This window comes from Nocardia jiangsuensis (assembly GCF_042650385.1).
GTDB classification, from domain to species: domain Bacteria; phylum Actinomycetota; class Actinomycetes; order Mycobacteriales; family Mycobacteriaceae; genus Nocardia; species Nocardia jiangsuensis.
The window spans coordinates 346,580-366,097 of record NZ_JBHSAX010000017.1 but is presented as its reverse complement, the minus strand read 5'-3'; the positions used below and the strand labels follow the sequence as shown (position 1 = coordinate 366,097).

The window sequence follows — 19,518 nt, the reverse complement described above, 5'->3', positions numbered from 1 at the left end:
AATCGCCTGATCGAGATCGAGGATCGAGGCAGATCGCCATCCAGAGTGCCGGGTGCGCCCGGGCGAACGCAAGCCAGACCCGGAGATCTATGTCATACGACCGGCTGACTTGCTATCTCCGCGGCAGCCGATCAGGATCTGCGGTAGCAAGTGAACAGCGAGCGACCAGCTACCCGATCAGCGCCGATCTAGCAACCGGTTCAGCTGCGGCCCGATCTCGGCGAGCGCACGGGGTTCGGCCATCAGGTCGTGCGTGGCGTCCACCGGCCGGTCGACGACCTCGCCGTCCACGTACGGCCGCCACGCCGCCGCCGCACCGGGGCGCGGGTCGACGGCGGCGCTGAAGTACTGCAGCGCACCGCGGAAGACCTCGGGGCGGTATCGGTTGATGAGCTCGGCGGAGCGCACCGCGTTGCGGTAGATCCGCCGGACCCGCTCCGGGGTGAGCACCGCGGCCTCGGCCGGGACAGCGGCGTGCAGCAGGGCGAGCGCCTCGTCCGGCAGCTCGGTGAGGTCGTGGTCCGGGTCGTCCGGCAGCGCGCCGAGCACCGCGTCGTCGATGCCCAGTTCGCCGAGCGCGGCGCGCAGCGCCGAGCGGAAGTCGGAGATGTCGATCTGGTGGTGACTGTCGAGCATGGCGAGCAGCGCGACCTCTTCGCCCGCGGCCTGCAGCGTGGTCGCGATGGCGTGCGCGACGATGCCGCCGAGCGACCAGCCGAGCAGGTGGTACGGCCCGTGCGGCTGCACCGCGCGGATCTCGGCGAGGTAGCGCTCGGCGATCTCCGGCAGCGAGCCGGCCAGGTAGCCGTCCTCGGTGAGCGCGGGCGACTGGATGCCGAGGATCGGCCGGTCCTGGTCGATGTGCGCGGCGAGCCCGGCGTAGCTCCAGGCCAGGCCGTACATGGGGTGCAGGCAGAAGAGCGGCTCCCTGCGACCGGTGCGGCGCAGCGGGAGCAGCACGCCGAGCGCGGCGTCCGAATCGTGTTCGGGCTCGTCCTGGCCCGCGGAGACCGCGCGCACCCGGGTGGTGACCGCCGCGACCGTCGCGTCGGTGAAGAGCCACTGCACCCGGACGTCGACGCCGGTGACCGCGCGCAGCCGCGCGACCAGCCTGGTGGCGAGCAGCGAGTTCCCGCCGAGTTCGAAGAAGTCGTCGTCCATCCCGGCCCGGGGCAGCTCCAGCACCTCGGCGAAGAGCCCGGCGACGGTCTGCTCCAGCGGCGAGAGCGCGGCCCGGTAGGGCCTGTTGCTGAGCTCCGGTGCGGGCAGTGCCCTGCGGTCCAGCTTGCCGCTGGCGTTCAGCGGCATGGCGTCGAGCAGCACCAGCGCCGACGGCACCATGTAGGCGGGCAGCGCGGCCCTGGCGTGCGCGAGCACCGCGCGCCGCGCCTCGCCCGCGCCCGGCTCCGGGACCAGGTAGCCGACCAGCCGGTCACCGTTCTCGCCGCGCACCAGCGTGACGACGGCCTGCCGCACCGCGGGGTGGCCGAGCAGCACGCTCTCGATCTCGCCGAGCTCGATCCGCTGGCCGCGCAGCTTGACCTGGAAGTCGCTGCGCCCCAGGTACTCCAGCACCGGCGCGCCGTCGCCATCCGGACGCCAGCGCACCACGTCGCCGGTGCGGTAGAGCCGCTGCCCGCCGCCGTGCGCCACGAAACGCTCCGCGGTCAGCCCCGGCGCGTTGGCGTAGCCGCGCGCCAGCTGCACGCCGGCGAGGTACAGCTCGCCCGCGGCGCCGAACGGCACCGGCGCCAGCTGCCGATCCAGGACCAGCGCCTCGGTGTTCGCCACCGGGGCGCCGATCGGGATGCCGCCGCGCTGCGCCCGGCCGCTCACCGCGTACGCGGTCACCACCGTCGCCTCGGCCGGGCCGTACCAGTTCACCAGGTAGGCCTGCGGCAGCAGCTCGGCGAAGCGGGTCGCGAGCTCGGCGGTGAGCGCCTCGCCCGCGGCGAAGACCCAGCGCAGCGCGGGCAGCTCGACCCGCGGCAGCTCGGCGAGCTCGTCCAGGAACGCCGCGAGCATGGATGGCACGAAGTGCACCGCCGTGACCCGGCGCTCGGTGAGCTCGCGCAGCAGGTAGGCGGGGTCGCGGTGGCCGTCCGGCTCCGCGATCAGCACCGTCGCCCCGGTCTGCAGCGGCCAGAACAGCTCCCAGGTGGAGATGTCGAAGGTGATCGGGGTCTTGTGCAGTACCAGGTCGCCCGCGCCGTGCGGGTAGGTCCACTGCGCCCAGCGGAACTGGTTCACCATCTGCCGGTGCGTGATCACCACGCCCTTGGGCCGCCCGGTGGAGCCGGAGGTGTAGATGACGTAGGCGGCGCTGTCCGGCAGCGCCGGGGAGGCGGGCGGCTCGGCCTGCAGCGAATCGGGGTCGGGCAGCCAGAGCGAATCCAGCTCGACCACCTCGACGTCGCTGTCGGTGGTGAAGCCGTCCCGCGCGGTGGTGAGCACGCAGATCGGAGCCGCGCTGGTCAGCACGTACTCGCTGCGCTCGGCGGGGTGGTCCGGGTCGATCGGGACGTAGGCGGCGCCGGTGCGGAGCACGGCGTAGATCGAGGCGACCAGCTCCAGCGAGCGGCGCATGGCGATGCCGACCAGGCTGCCCGGCCCGACGCCGCGCTCGGTGAGCACCTGGGCCAGCGCGCGGGCGAGCAGGTCGAGCTCGCTGTAGCTGAGCCTGGTGTCCTCGTACATCACCGCGGGGGTGTCCGGGGTGCGGGCCACCTGCGCGTCGAAGAGCGTGAGCAGGGTGGCCTCGTCCCGGAATTCCGGCACCTCGGTGTCGTTCGCCGCGGCGAGCGCGGCGCGCTCGGCGTCGGTCAGCAGCTCCACCTCGGCGACCCGCGCGTTGCGGTCGCGGACGAAGCGGTCGATCACCGCGGCGAAGCGCTCGGCGAGCAGCGCGGCGGCGGCGTCGTTCACGGCGTCCCTGCGGTGCTTCAGCGTCACCTGCAGCTGCCTGCCCGGCACCACCATGACGGTGATCGGGTAGTGGGTGTTGTTGACGACGTCGACCCCGGCCAGGTGCATGCCGTCGATCCCGCCCGGCTGCTCCAGCCCGGCGCGCTCCAGCGCGGCCTTGTCGATCGGGAAGGACTCGAAGACGACCAGGGTGTCGAAGAGCGGGTCGACCCCGGTGAGCTCCTGGATCTCGGCCAGCCCCACGTGGTGGTGGTCGAGCAGCGCGGCCTGCTCCAGCTGCAGCGTGCGCAGCAGCGCGGCCAGCGTGGCGCCCGGCTCCAGCCGGACCCGGACCGGAACGGTGTTCACGAACAGCCCGACCAGCGTCTCCACCCCGGGCAGCTGCGGCGGGCGGCCGGAGACGGTGGCGCCGAACACCACGTCGTCCCGGTCGGTGCTGCGCCCGATGAGCAGCCCCCACGCCGCCTGCACGACGGTGTTCACCGTGACGCCGAGCTCGGCGGCGAGCCGGCTCAGCCCCTCGGAGCGGGCGACCGAGAGGGTGAACCCGGCCTCGCCGATCCCGGCCTCGCCGATCCCCGCCGCGCCGATCCCGGCCGCGCCCGGCCCGGACTCCGGGAGCGCGGGCACCAGCGCGGTGGGTTCGTCGATCCCGCTCAGCGCGGCCCGCCAGGCGGTGCGCGCCGCGCCGCGGTCCTGCGCGGCGAGCCAGAGCAGGTAGTCGCGGTACGACCCGATCGGCTCGCCCAGCGGCCGACGCACCCGCCCGACCAGCGCGTACACCGTGAGCAGGTCGCGAAGCAGCAGCGGCATCGACCAGCCGTCCACCAGGATGTGGTGCGCGGTCACCAGCAGCTGGTGCCGCTCGGCGGCGGTGCGGATCAGGGTGAAGCGCAGCATCGGCGCCTCGTGCATGTCGAACGGGGTGGCCAGGTCGTTGGCGACCACCCGCGCCCGCGCGGCGTTCGCCGGGCCGTCGGCCAGGTGCCCGAGGTCGACGAAGCGCCAGGGCAGCCGGACCGCGTCCAGCACCACCTGCACCGGGTCGCCCGCACCGTCCTCGGCGAAGGCGACCCGCAGGTTCGGGTAGCGGATCAGCACCAGCTCGGCGGCGGCGCGCAGCCGGGTGGCGTCCACCGGCCCGGTCAGGTGCAGCCCGAACTGCATGGTGTAGGCATCCACCGAACCGGCGGCGAGCAGCGCGTGGAAGAGCATGCCGGACTGCAGCGGCGTCACCGGCCAGACGTCGGCCAGCTCCGGGTAGCCCTTGGTGAGCTGGTCGACATCGCGCTGGGCCAGCGGGACGAGCGGGAAGTCGGACGGGGTGTGGCCGCCCGCCTCCGGGTGCCTGCCGTGCTCGGCGAGCCCGCCGAGCGCGCGCACCCAGCGCTCGGCGAAGGTCTGCACGTCGGGCAGGTCGAGCACGGCGGCGGCGTAGTCGAACCGGGCGACCAGGCCGTCCGGGGTGGCGTCGACGGTGAGGTCGAGGACCAGGTCGTCGACCGGGGAGTCGACCCGCACCCGGGCCGGTCGCAGGTCGCGGTAGCGCAGCCCGAGCAGGCCGCGGTCCAGCCGGGCGATCTCGCCCGCGGTGGCCGGGTTGGCGTGCCGGAGCAGCCCGAACCCGACGCCGCCCGCAGGCACCGCCCGGCACATCTCCTTGACCCGGCCCAGCGCGACGCCGGCGGCCGGGCCGCCGTCGAGCACCTCGGCGAAGTCGATCCCGGTCAGCCGCAGCGCGAGCGGGTAGGTGGTGGTGAAGGCGGCGACGAAATCCGCGGCGGCGGTGCCGGAGCCGCTGAAGTCGGCGGGGTCGCCGGTCCGCGCGTCGGCGGTGAGCCGGACGACGGTGCCGATCTGCTCCGGCGCGGTGGGGTCGGCGAGGGCCAGCGCCAGCGCGGTGAGCAGCACCTCGTCGACGGTGGCGTGGTAGGCGTCGGCGACGGTGGCGACCGCGCCCGCGGCCTCCCTGGTGATCCGGGCCGAGAGCCTGCCGCGGATGCGCAGGTCGCCGGGGTACAGGCGGCCGCCGCGCGGGACGGCGGCGCGCCACCACTCCAGCTCGGCCAGGGTCGCCGGATCGGCGGCGCGGGCGGCGAGCGCGCGGACCAGCCCGCTCGCCCCGGTGCCGGTGACCGCGGGCGCGGCGTGCCCGCCGGACCACACCGCGCTCAGCTCGTCCACCACGATCCGCCAGGCGGCGTCATCGATCACCAGGCCGTTGGCCACCACGAGCAGCGTGCCGCCCTGGTCCGGCTGCGCGGGGGTGATCAGCACGAACCGGACATTGGCCCCGGCGGCCGGATCCAGCTGCGCGGCGACGGCCTCGACCACCTGGTCGTACTCGCCGGGCTCCACCTCGGCCGCGTCCAACAGCCAGTACGCCTCGGCCCGGCCGGCCGGCGGCACCAGCTCGAAGGCCGGCTCGCCCTCCTCGGTGCGGACCAGCCGCGCGGAGAGCATGGGGTGCCTGGCCAGCACGCCGTCGGCGGCGGCCCAGACCCGGTCGGTGGCGGTGCCGACCGGGACGTCGAGTTCGATGGCGCGCAGCTCGATCCCGGCGGGCGCATCGGCGAGCAGCCGCAGCCCGTCCGGGGTGAGCGGGAGCAGGCCGTCGTCCGGCGGCTCGGCGGTCGCGGCGGCGGCGAGCGCGGCGACGGTCCGGTGCTCGAACACCTCGCGCGGGCTGATCGTCACGCCGCGGGTGCGGGCCCTCGCCACCACCTGGATGGAGGCGATGGAGTCGCCGCCGAGCGCGAAGAAGTCGTCGTCGGCGCCGACCCGCTCGACCCCGAGGAGCTCGGTGAAGACCTCGGCCAGCACCAGCTCGGCATGGCCCTCCGGCGCGCGGAAGACGGCCTGCTCGGCCTGCGGCTCGGGCAGCGCGGCGCGATCGAGCTTGCCGTTCACGGTCAGCGGCAGCGCGTCGAGCAGCACGAAGGCGGCGGGGACCATGTAGCTCGGCAGACGGGCGGCGAGCGCCGTGCGCACCCGCTCGACGTCGGGGGCCTTCCCGGCCAGGTAGGCGACCAGCCGCTCGCCGGTGCCGTCCGGCCCCGGCCTGGCCAGCACGGCCACCTGCGCCACGTCCGGCTGCTCCAGCAGCGCGGCCTCGATCTCGCCGAGCTCGATCCGGAAGCCGCGCACCTTCACCTGGAAGTCGGTGCGGCCGCGGTACTCCAGCTCGCCGAGCGGGTTCCAGGCGGCCAGGTCGCCGGTGCGGTACATCCGGTCGCCAGCCCGGAACGGGTTGGCGACGAAGCGGTCGGCGGTCAGCTCCGGCCTGCCGAAGTAGCCGCGGGCCAGCTGCGCGCCTGCCAGGTACAGCTCGCCCGCCACGCCCATCGGCACCGGGTTGAGCCGCGGGTCCAGCACGTAGACCTGGCAGTTCCACTCCGGGTCGCCGATCGAGACGGTGTGCTGGTCGGCGCCGGTCACCCGGTGCGCGGTGATCGAGACCGCGGCCTCGGTCGGGCCGTACAGGTTGAACAGCTCGGCCGGGTTCGCCCGGCGGAACCGCTGCGCCACCGCCGCCGGCAGCGCCTCGCCGATGGCGAGCACCCGGAGCAGCGAGGCGGGCAGGCTGCCGTCGGCCTCGGTGAGCAGTGCGTCCAGCATGGAGGGGACCGCGTGCAGCGTGGTCACCTTCTCCCTTGCCATGAGCTCGTTCAGGTAGCCGGGGTCGCGGTGGCCGTCGGCGTCCGCGATCACCAGCGAGCCGCCGCACACCACCGCCGACCAGAACTCCCACACCGAGAGGTCGAAGGTGGCCGCGGTCTTGAGCAGCACCGCGTCCTCGGCGCCGAGCCGGAACTCCGCGCGCTTCCAGAGCAACTGGTTGACGATGGCGCCGTGCGGCACCGCGACGCCCTTCGGCCTGCCGGTGGAGCCGGAGGTGAAGATGACGTAGGCGGTGTTCGCCGGGTGCAGCGGCGCGAGCCGCTCGGCGTCGCGAACCTGGCCGTCGTCGTAGCCGTCGAGGCGCAGGTCGTCCAGGACGAGCACCGGGGCGTCGGGGGTGCTGAAGCCGGTGGCCAGGTCGGTGAGGACGCAGATCGGGGCCGCCGTGCTCAGGATGTGGCCGGTGCGCTGCGCGGGCTGCGCGGGGTCGAGCGGCACGTAGGCGCCGCCCGCCACCGCGACCGCGTACATGGCGACGACCAGCTCCACCGAGCGCGGCAGCGCCAGCGCCACCCTGGCTTCCGGCCCGACCCCGAGCGAGATCAGGTGCCTGGCCAGCCGGTTCACCCTGGCGCCGAGCGCGGCGTAGTCGAGCGTGCTGCCCGCTGGCCCGATCAGCGCGGTGCCGGCCGGGTGCTCCGCGACGGTGGCGTCGAACAGCGAGACCAGCGTGGCCGCCGGGTCCACCGGGTGCGCGGTGGCGTTGCGGGCGAGCAGCAGCCGGTCGCGCTCGTGCTGCTGGAGCAGCGGCAGGTCGCCGACCGGCGTCTCCGGCGCCTGCGCGACCGCGCGCAGCACCCGCAGGAACCGGTCGACGAAGCCGCGCACGGTGAACTCGTCGAAGAGCGCGGTGGCGTAGGTGACGACGCCGCCGATCCCGGCGGGCGCGCCGTCGGAGTCGTAGGCGTCGCCGATCATCCAGTGCAGGTCGAACTGCGAGATGGCGGTCTCGAAATCGACCGCGGAGACGGCGAGCCCGGGCAGCTCCAGCGTGGTGGGGGCCAGGTTCTGGAAGGAGAGCCCGAGCTGGAAGAGCGGGTGCCGCGCGGTGGAGCGCTCCGGGTTGAGCACCTCGACCAGCCGCTCGAAGGGCACGTCGGCGTGCGCGAAGACCTGGATGTCGGTGTCGCGCTGCCGCTTCAGCAGGTCGCTGAAGGGCGCGCCGAGCTCCAGCCTGGTCCGGAACACCAGGGTGTTCACGAACATGCCGATGAGCTGCTCCAGCGCCAGCTCGTCCCGGCCCGCGATCGGCGTGCCGATGGCGACGTCGTTCGCGCCGGAGAGCCGCCCGGCCCAGACCGCGAGCGCGGTGTGCACGACCATGAAGAGCGTGGCGCCGTTCGCCCTGGCCAGCTCGCCGAGCGCGCGGTGCGTCTCGGCGTCGATCCGCACCTCGACCATGCCGCCCGCGTAGGACTGCACGGCCGGGCGCGGCCGGTCGGCGGGCAGCTCGAGCTGGTCGGGCAGCCCGGCCAGCTCGTCCTGCCAGAAGGCGATCTGCCTGGCCGCCACCGAGTCCGGGTCGCGCTCGCTGCCGAGCAGCTCCTGCTGCCACAGGCTGTAGTCGGCGTACTGCACCGGCAGCGGCGCCCAGTCCGGAGCGGTGCCGCCCGCCCGCGCCACGTAGGCGGTCATCAGGTCGCGGGTCAGCGGGCCGACCGAGGAGCCGTCGGCGGTGATGTGGTGCACCACCATGGCCAGCGCGTGCTCCTCCGGCGGCAGCCCGTCGGCGCGCCGCACCGCGAGCAGCGCCACCCGCACCGGCACCTCGGCGGTGACGTCGAAGAGCGTGCCGATCACCTCGGCGACGGCGTCGGGTAGCCGCTCGGGGGCCACCGTGCGGTACTCCACCTCGGGCACCGACTGCGCCACCGGGAGCACCACCTGCACCGGGCCGTCCTCGGTCTGCGGGTAGAGGGTGCGCAGCACCTCGTGCCGCGCGGCCAGATCGGCGACGGCGGCGCGCAGCGCCGTCACATCCAGGTCGCCGCGGAACCGCACCGCGATCGGGATGTTGTAGGCGGTGGACTCCGGGTCGAAGCGGTTCAGGAACCACATGCGCCGCTGCGCCGGGGAGAGCGGGATCCGGTCCGGGCGCGGCCCGCCGGTGAGCGCCAGCCGCACCGGGTTCTCGGTGAACTCGACCAGCCGCAGCGCCAGCCCGGCCACGGTCGGCGCCTCGAACAGCGTCGGCACCGGAATCCTGGTCTCCAGCGCGTCGTTCAGCCTGGCGATCACCTGGGTGGCGATCAGCGAGTTGCCGCCCAGCTCGAAGAAGTCGTCGTCGGCGCCGATCTCGGTGGCGCGCAGCAGCTCCGCGTAGACCCCGGCGACCAGCTCCTCCAGCCTGCCGGATGGCGCGCGGAACTCCCGCGCGGCGAAGACCGGGGCGGGCAGCGCCTTCCGGTCCAGCTTGCCGCCGGGGGTGAGCGGGATCGCGTCGAGCAGCACGATCGCCGCGGGCACCATGTGCGCGGGCAGCCGCTGCCCGGCCGCGCTCGCCAGCACGGCGGTATCCACCGCGTCGCCGTGCACGTAGGAGACGAGAACGGTCGCGCCGCTGTCCAGCTCGTGCCCGACGGTGGCGGCGAAATCGACGCCTCGCTGCTCGGTGAGCACCGCGTCGATCTCGCCGAGCTCGATCCGGAAGCCGCGGATCTTCACCTGGAAGTCGTTGCGGCCCAGATACTCCAGCTCGCCGTCGGCGGCGCCGCGGACCACGTCGCCGGTGCGGTAGAGCCGGGAGCCGGGCGCGCCGAGCGGGTCGGCGACGAAGCGGCCCGCCGTGAGGCCGGGTTTGCCGTGGTAGCCGCGGGCCAGCGCCTGGCCCGCCACGTAGAGCTCGCCCGCCACCCGGTCCGGCACCGGCAGGAGCCTGGCGTCGAGCACGTGCGCCGCGATCCCGCGGATCGGCGCGCCGATCGTCACCGGCTCGCCGGGCAGCATGGGGGCGCTGATATTGGTGGCGACGGTGGCCTCGGTGGGGCCGTAGGCATTGTGGAACCGGCGGCGCGTACCGTCCGGCAGCGGTGTCACCCAGCGCCGCACGAGATCCGGCGGGCAGGCCTCGCCGCCGGTCACCACCACGCGCAGCGCGTCCAGCCCGGCCGGATCGACCGAGGCGAGCGCGGCGGGCGTGACGAAGGCGTGCGTGACCCGCTCGCGGCGCAGCACGTCGGCCAGCTCGGTGCCGCCGAAGACCTCGGGCGAGACCACCACCATGGTCGCGCCGCCGCCGAGCGCGAGCAGCAGCTCCAGCACCGAGGCGTCGAACGAGGGCGACGCGAAGTGCAGCGTGCGAGCGGCGGCGTCCACCCCGTACCGCTCGCGCTGCTCGGCGCAGAACCCGGCAAGCCCGGCCTGGGTCACCACGACGCCCTTCGGCAGCCCGGTGGAGCCCGAGGTGTAGATGACGTAGGCGGGGTGCTCGGCGCGGACCGGGCGCACCCGGTCGGCCTGGGTCACCGCGTCCGGCGGCCGGTTCTCCAGCTCGGCGAGGGTGGCCGGGTCGTCGAGGACGAGCCACTCGGTGTCGTCCGGCAGCGCGGCGCGCGCCGAGGCGACGGTCAGGCCGAGCGCCGCGCCGGAGTCGGTGAGCATGTGCCGCACCCGGTCGGCCGGGTAGTTCGGGTCGACCGGGACGAAGCCCGCCCCGGTCTTGGCGACCGCCCAGACCGCGAGCACCGACTCCACCGAGCGCCGCAGCCCCACCGCGACCAGGTCCTCCGGGCCGATGCCGCGCTCGATCAGCAGCCGGGCCAGCCGGCTGGAGCGCGCGTCCAGCTCGGCGTAGCCCACCGGCGCGCCGCTCGCCTCCGCCGCCGCGAAGACCAGCGCCGCGCCCTCCGGGTTCGCCTCGACCGCGGTCGCCAGCAGCTGCGGCAGCGTGACCGTGCGCGGGCCCCTCGTCCGGGTCGGGCGGGTGCGGGTGGGGCGGGTCATCGGAGCACCGGGGCCATGGGGAGACTCATCTACTCGACGGCGCCGTGCCACCGGCGAGATCATGCATGCCGAGCACCGCGGGAACGTCGGCCCAGCGCCCGGGATCGGTGACCGAACCCTCATCGAGGACGACGGCCTGCAGGTCGGCGAGCGGAGCGCTGTCGATCCGGTCGAAACCGGTGCGGTCGGTGAGCAGGTGCGTCACCCACTCGTCGGCCAGCGCCGCCGCCGGGTCGGCCCCGAGGCCGTGCTCCGGCACCACCAGCGCGGCCCCGGCCAGCCCGGCCGCGGTCACCTCGACCACCGCGGCGAACGCCTCGGGGCGCCCGTGCTGGAAGGTCCGCGATTCGAAGGTCAGCTCGGTGCGGGCGCGCAGCCGGTCCACGATCGCGGCCAGCCCGTCGTAACTCACCGACCTGGTTCCGCCGTTGGTGTCGGCCGCCGCCGTCGGCACCGGGCCGAGGAACACCGGGTCGCCACCGCGCAGCGCCCTGGTCCGGATGGCGTAGGTGACCGGGCGGGCCGACTCGCTGCCGATCTCGGCGCGCACCGCCGGGTCGTCCAGCGCGATCCACTCCAGGCTCTCCGCCGACCCGGGCGCGGCGCCGAGCACCAGCCCGACCTTGATGTCCGCACCGGCCGGGAGCACCGCCTCGCCGGTGCCGACCGGCACCACCGCGGCGCCTGCCTTGAGCACCGCCCAGAGCGCGACCGCCTGCTCCACCCCGCGCTCCAGCCGGACCGCGACCCCGACGCCAGGCCCGCAGCCGCGCCCGATCAGCACCCTGGCCAGCTGCGACGACCTGGCATCCAGCACCTGGTAGGTGACGGCGTCCTCGCCGGAGACCACCGCGGGCCCCTCCGGGTCGTCCTCCACCGCGAGCGAGAGCGCCTGGGTGAGCGCGGTGCCCCTGGTGCTCGCGGCCACCGTCTCCGGCTCCGGCGCGGCCAGCGCGCGGTCCCGCTCGGCCTCGTCCAGAATGTCGATATCGCCGACGACCACCTGCGAGTCCGCGGCGACCGCCAGGCACACCCGCTCCAGCCTGCGGCCGAACCCGGCGACGGTGGCCTCGTCGAAGAGGTCGGTGGCGTAGGTGAACTGCGCGACCAGCTCGCCGGGGGCGCCGTCCGCGGCGTGCGTCGGCGAGACGCTCAGCTGCAGGTCGAACTTGGCCTGCGCGGCCCCGGCGTCCAGCGCCGATACCTGCAGCCCCGGCAGGTCGAGGGTGGCCTGCTCGGTGTTCTGGAAGGCGAGCACCACCTGGAAGAGCGGGTGGAAGGCGGCGCTGCGGCCGGGCAGCAGCACCTCGACGATCCGCTCGAAGGGCAGGTCGGCGTTGGCGAAGGCGGCCAGGTCGACCTCCCGCGCCTGCTCGAGCAGCGCGTCGAAGGTGCTGCCCGCGTCGACCGCGGTGCGCAGCGTCAGGGTGTTGACGAACATGCCGACGAGGTCGTCGAGCGCGCGCTCGCCGCGGCCCTCGATCGGGGTGCCGACGGCGATGTCGCGGTTGCCGGAGAGCCGGGCGAGCAGCACCGCGAGCGCCGCGTGCACCACCATGAAGAGCGAGGCATTGTGCTCGCGCGCGATCCGGGCCAGGCCGGCGTGCACCTCGGCGGAGAGCGTGAAGGTGGTCGCCGCGCCGCGCATCGACGGCAGCGCGGGGCGCGGCCGATCCTGCGGCAGCTCCAGCGCGCCGGTGAGCCCGGCCAGGTTCTGCTTCCAGTACCCGAGCTGCTGCGCGGCGAGGCTCGCCTGGTCGTCGTCGGTGCCGATCACCGCGCGCTGCCAGAGCGCGTAGTCGGCGTACTGCACCGGCAGCGGCGCCCAGTTCGGGCCGTCGCCCGCGATCCGGGCCAGGTACGCCGTCATCAGGTCGCGGGCCAGCGGGGCCAGCGACGCGCCGTCGCCGGAGATGTGGTGCACCACGACGACAAGCAGGTACTCGCCGGGCGCGTCGCCCTCCAGCAGCGCGATCCGCACCGGCGGCGCCGCGGTGACGTCGAACCCGGCCGACATCAGCTCGACCACCCGGCCCATGAGGTCGCCGGGCTGTTCCACCGGCAGCCCGCCGGGCAGCGCGGCCGCGGGCGACAGGATCTCCTGCACCGGCTGCTGCTCCTGGCCCGCCACCGGGAAGCGGGTGCGCAGCGCTTCGTGCCGCTCCAGCACGTCGAAGACCGAGCGCTCCAGCGCGGGCAGGTCGAGCGTGCCGGTGAGCCGCAGCGCGAACGGGATGTTGTAGACGCCGGACTCCGGGTCGAAACGGTTCAGCACCCACATGCGCTGCTGCGCGGGCGAGAGCGGAATCCGCTCCGGGCGGGGCGCCGCAACCAGCGCCGGGCGCCCGCCGGTGCGGGCGCCGGGCACGATCCGCCCGGCCAGCGCGGCGACCGTCGGCGCCTCGAAGAGGGTGCGCACCGAGAGATCGGTGCGCAGCGCCTCGTTCACCCGGGCCACCACCCTGGTGGCGAGCAGCGAGTTGCCGCCGAGCGCGAAGAAGTCGTCGTCCAGCCCGACGTCGCCGCCGCCGAGCAGGCTCGCGTAGACCTCGGCGACGGTCTGCTCGATCGGGGTGCGCGGGGTGCGGAACCCGGTCGCGCCGACGAAGACCGGCGCGGGCAGCGCCCTGCGGTCCAGCTTGCCGCTGGCGTTCAGCGGGAACTCGTCGAGCACCACCACCGCCGCGGGCACCATGTACCCGGGCAGCTGCGCGCCGAGCGCGGTGCGCACGGCCTCCGGCTCGACGGGCGCGCCCGCGGCCGGCACCACGTACCCGACGAGCGCCTCGCCCGCCGGGGTGTCCCTGCGCAGCACGACCACCGAGCGGTCGATGCCCGGCTGCTCGAGCAGCGCCGCCTCGATCTCGCCCAGCTCGATCCGCAGCCCGCGCAGCTTGACCTGGAAGTCGGTGCGGCCCAGGTACTCCACCTCGCCGCCGGAGTTCCAGCGCACCAGGTCGCCGGTGCGGTACATGCGGCTGCCGTCCGCGCGATGCGGGTCGGCCACGAAGCGGTCCGCGGTGAGGTCGGAGCGGCCCAGGTAGCCGAGCGCCAGCTGCCGACCGGCCAGGTACAGTTCCCCCGGCACGCCGGGCGGCACCGGCCGCAGCCGGGAGTCGAGCACGTACAGGCTGGTGTTCCAGACCGGGCGGCCGATCGGCACGCTCACCGTGTCGGCCGCGACGACCTCGTGGTGGGTGACGTCGACCGCGGCCTCGGTCGGGCCGTACAGGTTGTGCAGCCGCGCCCCGGTCAGCTCGCGCAGCCTGGCCGCGGTCGGCGCGGGCAGCGCCTCGCCGGAGGCGAAGACCAGGCGCAGCCCCGCGTGCCTGCCCGCGACGCCTGCCGCCTCGTCCAGCGTGGCGACGAAGACCGCCAGCATGGACGGCACGAAGTGCGCCGTGGTGATCCCCCGCGCGGCGATGGTCTCCGCCAGGTACACCGGGTCGCGGTGGCCGTCCGGGGTGGCGACGACCAGCCGCGCGCCCGCCTGCAGCGGCCAGAAGAACTCCCACACCGAGACGTCGAAGGTGGCCGGGGTCTTCTGCAGCACCGCGTCGTCGGCGGTGAGCCGGTATTCGTCCTGCATCCAGAGCAGCCGGTTCACGATGGCGCGGTGGCTCACCGCGACGCCCTTCGGCTTGCCGGTGGAGCCCGAGGTGAAGATGACGTAGGCGATCGAGCCCGCGCGCACCGGGCCGCCGCGCTCCGGCTCGGTGAGCGGGGTGTCGGCGGTGCCGGTGAGGTCGAGCGCGTCCAGCACGGTGACCGGCGCGGCGTCGGTGTGGAACTCGTCGCGCGCGGTGGTGAGCACCATGGCCGGGCGGGCGGTCGCCAGCACGTAGTCGATCCGGTCGGCGGGCTGATCCGGGTCGAGCGGGACGTACCCGGCACCGGCCTCTAGCACCGCGTACATGGCGACGACCAGCTCCACCGAACGCCGGATCGCGAGCGCGACCAGCGAATCCGGCTCAACGCCCTCGGCGGTGAGCACCCGGGCCAGCCGGTGCACCCGCGCGGCGAACTGCGCGTAGGTGAGCTGTTCACCGTCGGCGCCGACCAGCGCGACGGCGTCCGGGGTGGCGGCGGCGCGGGCCTGGAAGAGCGAGACCAGCGTCTCGTCGGCGGGCAGCTCGTGCTCGGTGGCGTTCCAGCCGGTGAGCACGGCCTTCCGCTCGTCGGCGTCGAGCAGCTCGATGGCGCCGACCTGGACCCGCGGGTCGGCCGCGACGGCGGCGAGCACCCGCTGGAAGCGCTCGGCCACCCGCCGGATCGTCGCCTCGTCGAAGAGGTCGGCGGCGTAGGTGATCTCGGCCGCGATGCCGTGCGCGGTGCCCTTCCGGTCGATGTGCTCGGCGAGCGCGAACTGCAGGTCGAACTTGGCGAGCGGCACCGCGAGGTCGAGCCCGCCGACGGTCAGCTCGGGCAGCTCCAGCTCGGTGCGGGCCAGGTTCTGGAAGGTCAGCATGACCTGGAAGAGCGGGTGCCGCGCGGGCGAACGCACCGGGTCGAGCAGCTCCACCAGCCGCTCGAACGGGACGTCGGCGTGGCCGAATGCGGCCACGTCCTTCGCCCTGACCTCGGCGAGCAGGTCGGCGAAGGACGCCGCGGGGTCGAGCTCGGTGCGCAGCACCAGGGTGTTGACGAACATGCCGATCACGTCGTCCAGCGCGGCGTCGCCGCGGCCCGCGGTCGGGGTGCCGACGGCGACGTCCGAGGTACCGGAGAGCCTGCCGAGCAGCACCGCGAGCGCGGCGTGCACCACCATGAAGAGCGTCGCGTTGCCGCGGTGCGCGAGCGCGGTGAGCCCGGCGTGCGTGTGCGCGTCGATCTCGAAGCGGAGCACCGCCCCGCGGTTCGACGCCGCGGGCGGGCGCGGCCGGTCGGCGGGCAGCTCCAGCTGCTCCGGCAGCCCGGCCAGCGTCTCCCGCCAGTACGCGATCTGCTGGGCGAGCAGCGAGTCCGGCTGCTCCTCGGTGCCGAGCACCCTGCGCTGCCAGAGCGCGAAGTCGGCGTACTGCACGGCGAGCGGCGCCCAGTCCGGTGTGTCACCGTCCCGGCGGCGCACGTAGGCGGTCATCAGGTCGCGGGTCAGCGGGCCCATGGAGAAGCCGTCGCCCGCGATGTGGTGCACCACGCAGATCAGCACGTGCTCGGTCTCGCTCAGCCGGAGCAGCCGCAGCCGCAGCGGCGGCGCCTCGGTGACGTCGAAGCCGCCGGTCACGGTGGCCACGACCAGCCCGGGCACCGCGGCCTCGGCGGCCGGCTCCGGCTCGAAGAGCGGGACGGCGCGCGGGTCGTGCACCGGGAGCACCAGCTGGTACCCCTCGCCGTCGACCTCCGGGTAGACCGTGCGCAGCACCTCGTGCCTGGTCACCAGGTCGGTGACGGCGGTGCGCAGCGCCGCGACGTCGAGCGCGCCGGTGAGCCGCACCGCCACCGGGATGTTGTTCACCGCCGACTCCGGGTCGAAGCGGTTCAGGAACCACATGCGCTGCTGCGCGTAGGAGAGCGGCACCCGGTCCGGGCGCTCACCGGCCGTCAGCTCCTCGCCGACCGCCGAGCCCGCGTGGTGCTCGACCCGCTCGGCCAGCGCCGCCACCGTCGTCGCCTCGAAGAGCAGCTGCACCGGCACCCGCGCGCCGAGCGCGGTGCCGATCCGGGCCGCGGCCTGCGCGGCGAGCAGCGAGTTGCCGCCGAGCTCGAAGAAGTCGTCGTCCGCGCCGACCCGGCCCTCGTCCGGCGCGCCCGGCAGCAGCAGCGCCTCGAAGACCTCGGCCACGATCTCCTCGACCGGGGTCGATGGCGCGCGGAACTCCCGGGCCGCGAAGACCGGCTCGGGCAGCGCGGCCCGGTCCAGCTTGCCGACGGGCGTGAGCGGGATGCTCTCCAGCGCCATGATGGCGGCCGGGATCATGTAGCCGGGCAGCGTCTCGGCGAGGTGCGCGTCCAGCGCCGGGACGTCCAGCGCGGCGCCCGCGCGCGGCAGCACGTAGGAGACCAGCGCCGTCGCGCCGGATGGCAGCGTGCGGCCGAGCGTGGCCGCGAAGTCGATGTCCGGGTGCGCGGTGAGCGCGTTGTCGATCTCGCCGAGCTCGATGCGGAAGCCGCGCACCTTCACCTGGAAGTCGGAGCGGCCAAGGTACTCGATGATCCCGCCGTCCTGGCCGTCGGTCTCGCCGCGCCGCACCAGGTCGCCGGTGCGGTAGAGCCGCAGTCCCGGGTTGCCGGAGTCGGCGCCGAACGGGCTGGCCACGAAGCGCTCGGCGGTTAGCCCCGGCCGGTTCAGGTAGCCCTGGGCCAGCGCGGGCCCGGTCAGGTACAGCTCGCCGACCACCCCGGCGGGAACCGGCCGCAGCCGGTGGTCGAGCACGAAGGCACCGACGCCGGGAATGGCGGCGCCGATGGTCACCGGCTGCGCCGGATCCATCGGCGGGGTGCTCGTCGCCAGGATGGTGGCCTCGGTGGGGCCGTAGCCGTTGTAGAAGGCGCGCTCGCCGGTGGCCCAGCGTCCTACCAGTTCCGGGCCGAACTTGTCACCGGCCACCACGACGGTGCGCAGCTCATCCAGGCCGTCGGGGTCCACCGACTCGAGCGCGCCCGGGGTGATCAGCATGTGCGTGACCCGCTCGCGGCGCAGCAGGTCGGCCAGCTCGAAGCCACCGAAGACCGCGGGCGGCGCGATGACCAGGGTCGCGCCCGCCGTGAAGGCGAGCAGCAGCTCCAGCACCGAGACGTCGAAGTTGGGCGAGCAGACGTGCAGCACCCGCGCTTCGCCGGTGACCCCGTAGTGCTCGCGCTCGGCCGCGACCAGCCCGTTCAGCCCGGCGTGCGTGACGACGACGCCCTTCGGCTTGCCGGTGGAGCCCGACGTGTAGATGACGTAGGCCGGGTGCCGCTCGTCCAGCTGGCGCACCCGATCGGTGTAGGAGACGGGGTGCCCCGGGCGCGCGGCGATCCGCTCGGCCTGGGCCGGGTCGTCCAGCACCAGCCACTCGACGCCGTCGCCGAGCGCGCCCCGGTGCGCGGCGGTGGTGAGCCCGAGCACCGAGCCCGAGTCGGCGACGATGTGCCCGATCCGCTCGGCCGGGTAGGCCGGGTCGACCGGGACGTAGGCCGCCCCGGTCTTGGCGATCGACCACACCGCGAGCACCGAGTCGGCGCTGCGCGCGATGCCAACGGCCACCACGTCACCGGGGCCGATGCCGCGGGCGATCAGCTCCCGTGCCAGCCGGGAGGAGGCCTGGTCCAGCTGCTGGTAGGTCAGCTCGCGCTGGTCGGCCGGGTCGCCGGTGGGGTTGTAGCGGATGGCCACCGAGTCGGCGGCGGACTCCACCGCCGCGGTGAGCAACTGGCCGAACAGCGGGCTCCCCGGACGCCGTCGGCGATTGCCCCGAGCAGAACGACGGACACCATCCATTCGACTGATCTCACCTCTCACTTCGAGCGTTGCCACACTTCGACGGGTCCGCCGGAAAGCCCCGGGAAAAGGTGCTCGTCCCGGTCGGCACAGCCTGGCAATCATATAAGCAAGGCATGGTGCACTGACCCAGCTCGGGGCTGCTCGGGCGGACCGGGGGTTATCGGGGGCGCGGCCCGGCCCGTTGCCCGAGGGTGACCGAGGTCACCGGGGGCCGATCCGGCCCGCCGCGCCCGCCGGGCTGCGCGTCACCCCGGGCGGCTCCTGCGGGATCGGCGCGGCGGTAGTTCGGCCGCGCGGCGTCCCGTCGAGCCGGGCACCGCCGCACGGCGTTCCGCCGAGCTGGGTACCGCCGCCCGGCGGTTCGCTCGCCCCAGCGGCGGCGAGCCCGAGTGCGGTGAGCCCCAGGGCAGTGGCGCCGACGGGGTGCGGCGCAGAGCCCCGACGCGGCGATTGTCCCCGCGGTGCGGGGGAGATCGGCGCGAACTGCCACGCGTGGGCCCCGCTGACGCGAACCGTCGCGCCGCAGATCGCGCTCAGTGCGCGGACGGGCCCCAGTGCAGTGGCACACCCTTGGCGGCCAGGTAGGCGATGGGGTCGGTCTTGTTGCCGCCCTGATCCCAGATCTCCAGGTGCAGGTGCGGGCCGGTGGACTGGCCGCGGTTGCCGACGGTGGCGATCACGTCGCCCGCGTTCACCCGCTGCCCCTCGTGCACCAGCATCTCGTTGACGTGGCCGTAGACCGCGGTGGTGCCGTCGTCCTGCAGCACCCGGACCCAGAGCCCGAAGCCGGAGGCGGGCCCGGCCTCGATCACGGTGCCGTTGCTGACCGAGTGGATCGGCGCGCCGATCGCGTCGGCGAAGTCGACGCCGTAGTGGAAGGCGCCCCAGCGGGTGCCGAAGCCGGAGCTGACCGCACCGGCCACCGGGCGGACCGCCTGCGCCGGGGCCACCTGCTGGGTGACGCCCTTGAGCATGTCCTCGACCTGGGCCAGCGGGGCGGCGAGCTCCGGCGGCAGGTTGTTGATGCCGAACGGCGCGGCCACCGGCTGCGCGACCGGGGCGGCCTGCGCCACCGGCTGCGGCGCCGGGGCGGGCTGGGCCACCGGCTGCACCGCGGCGGCGAGCTGCTCGGCGAGCGGCGCCTCGGCGATGCTCTTGAAGGCGATCGGCTCGGACGCGGTGTTGTCGTCGTGCGTGGGGAGCAGCGGCGCGGCGTAGGCGAGCGCGGGGGCGATCTGGCCCGCGGTGCCGATCAGGGCGCCCGCGGCGACCGCGACACCCGCGGCGTTCTTCACGCGGTCGACCGTGGAGATCTCGGCCCGATGCCGGGTCGGCCTGCTGAACTCGGCAGCGCCGATGAGGTCCATGACGGTGATCGAATCGGGGCCAACCCGGTGCTGCGACAAAGCTCGTCCTTGCGTTCGAACCGACAGAGGAACGGGCGCCCGGCGAAACCTGTTCGGATAACGTTTCGGCATCCGTCGTGATGGGAACTCTACCCTGTCGTGACCATTCCGCAACCTTCGGATTCCCGCCCTGGCCTCGAA

General features: G+C 74.6%; 3 protein-coding genes. All 3 read right to left on the bottom strand.

Translation table 11 applies throughout. From position 1 onward, the window contains the following. Positions 1–177: 177 nt before the first annotated feature. On the bottom strand, positions 178–10,611 hold the full coding sequence (locus tag ACFO0B_RS21115; RefSeq protein ID WP_449289800.1) for an amino acid adenylation domain-containing protein: 10,434 nt from the start codon (positions 10,609–10,611) through the stop codon (positions 178–180). Continuing rightward, positions 10,574–17,968, bottom strand: a complete 7,395-nt coding sequence (locus ACFO0B_RS21110; protein ID WP_378614246.1) for an amino acid adenylation domain-containing protein — start codon at positions 17,966–17,968, stop codon at positions 10,574–10,576. Before ACFO0B_RS21110 ends, ACFO0B_RS21115 begins: the two co-directional genes overlap by 38 nt. Before the next feature lie 536 nt (positions 17,969–18,504). Beyond that, the gene (locus tag ACFO0B_RS21105) at positions 18,505–19,338 is read right to left on the bottom strand and encodes a M23 family metallopeptidase (RefSeq protein WP_378614245.1); all 834 of its coding nucleotides are present in this window, start codon (positions 19,336–19,338) and stop codon (positions 18,505–18,507) included. Between the last annotated feature and the right edge of the window lie 180 nt (positions 19,339–19,518).

Coding starts and splice junctions, on each gene's coding strand:
- ACFO0B_RS21115 (WP_449289800.1), bottom strand. CDS start 10,611: ATGATCTCGCCGGTGGCACGGCGCCGTCGAGTAGATGAGTCTCCCCAT.
- ACFO0B_RS21110 (WP_378614246.1), bottom strand. CDS start 17,968: ATGGATGGTGTCCGTCGTTCTGCTCGGGGCAATCGCCGACGGCGTCCG.
- ACFO0B_RS21105 (WP_378614245.1), bottom strand. CDS start 19,338: ATGGACCTCATCGGCGCTGCCGAGTTCAGCAGGCCGACCCGGCATCGG.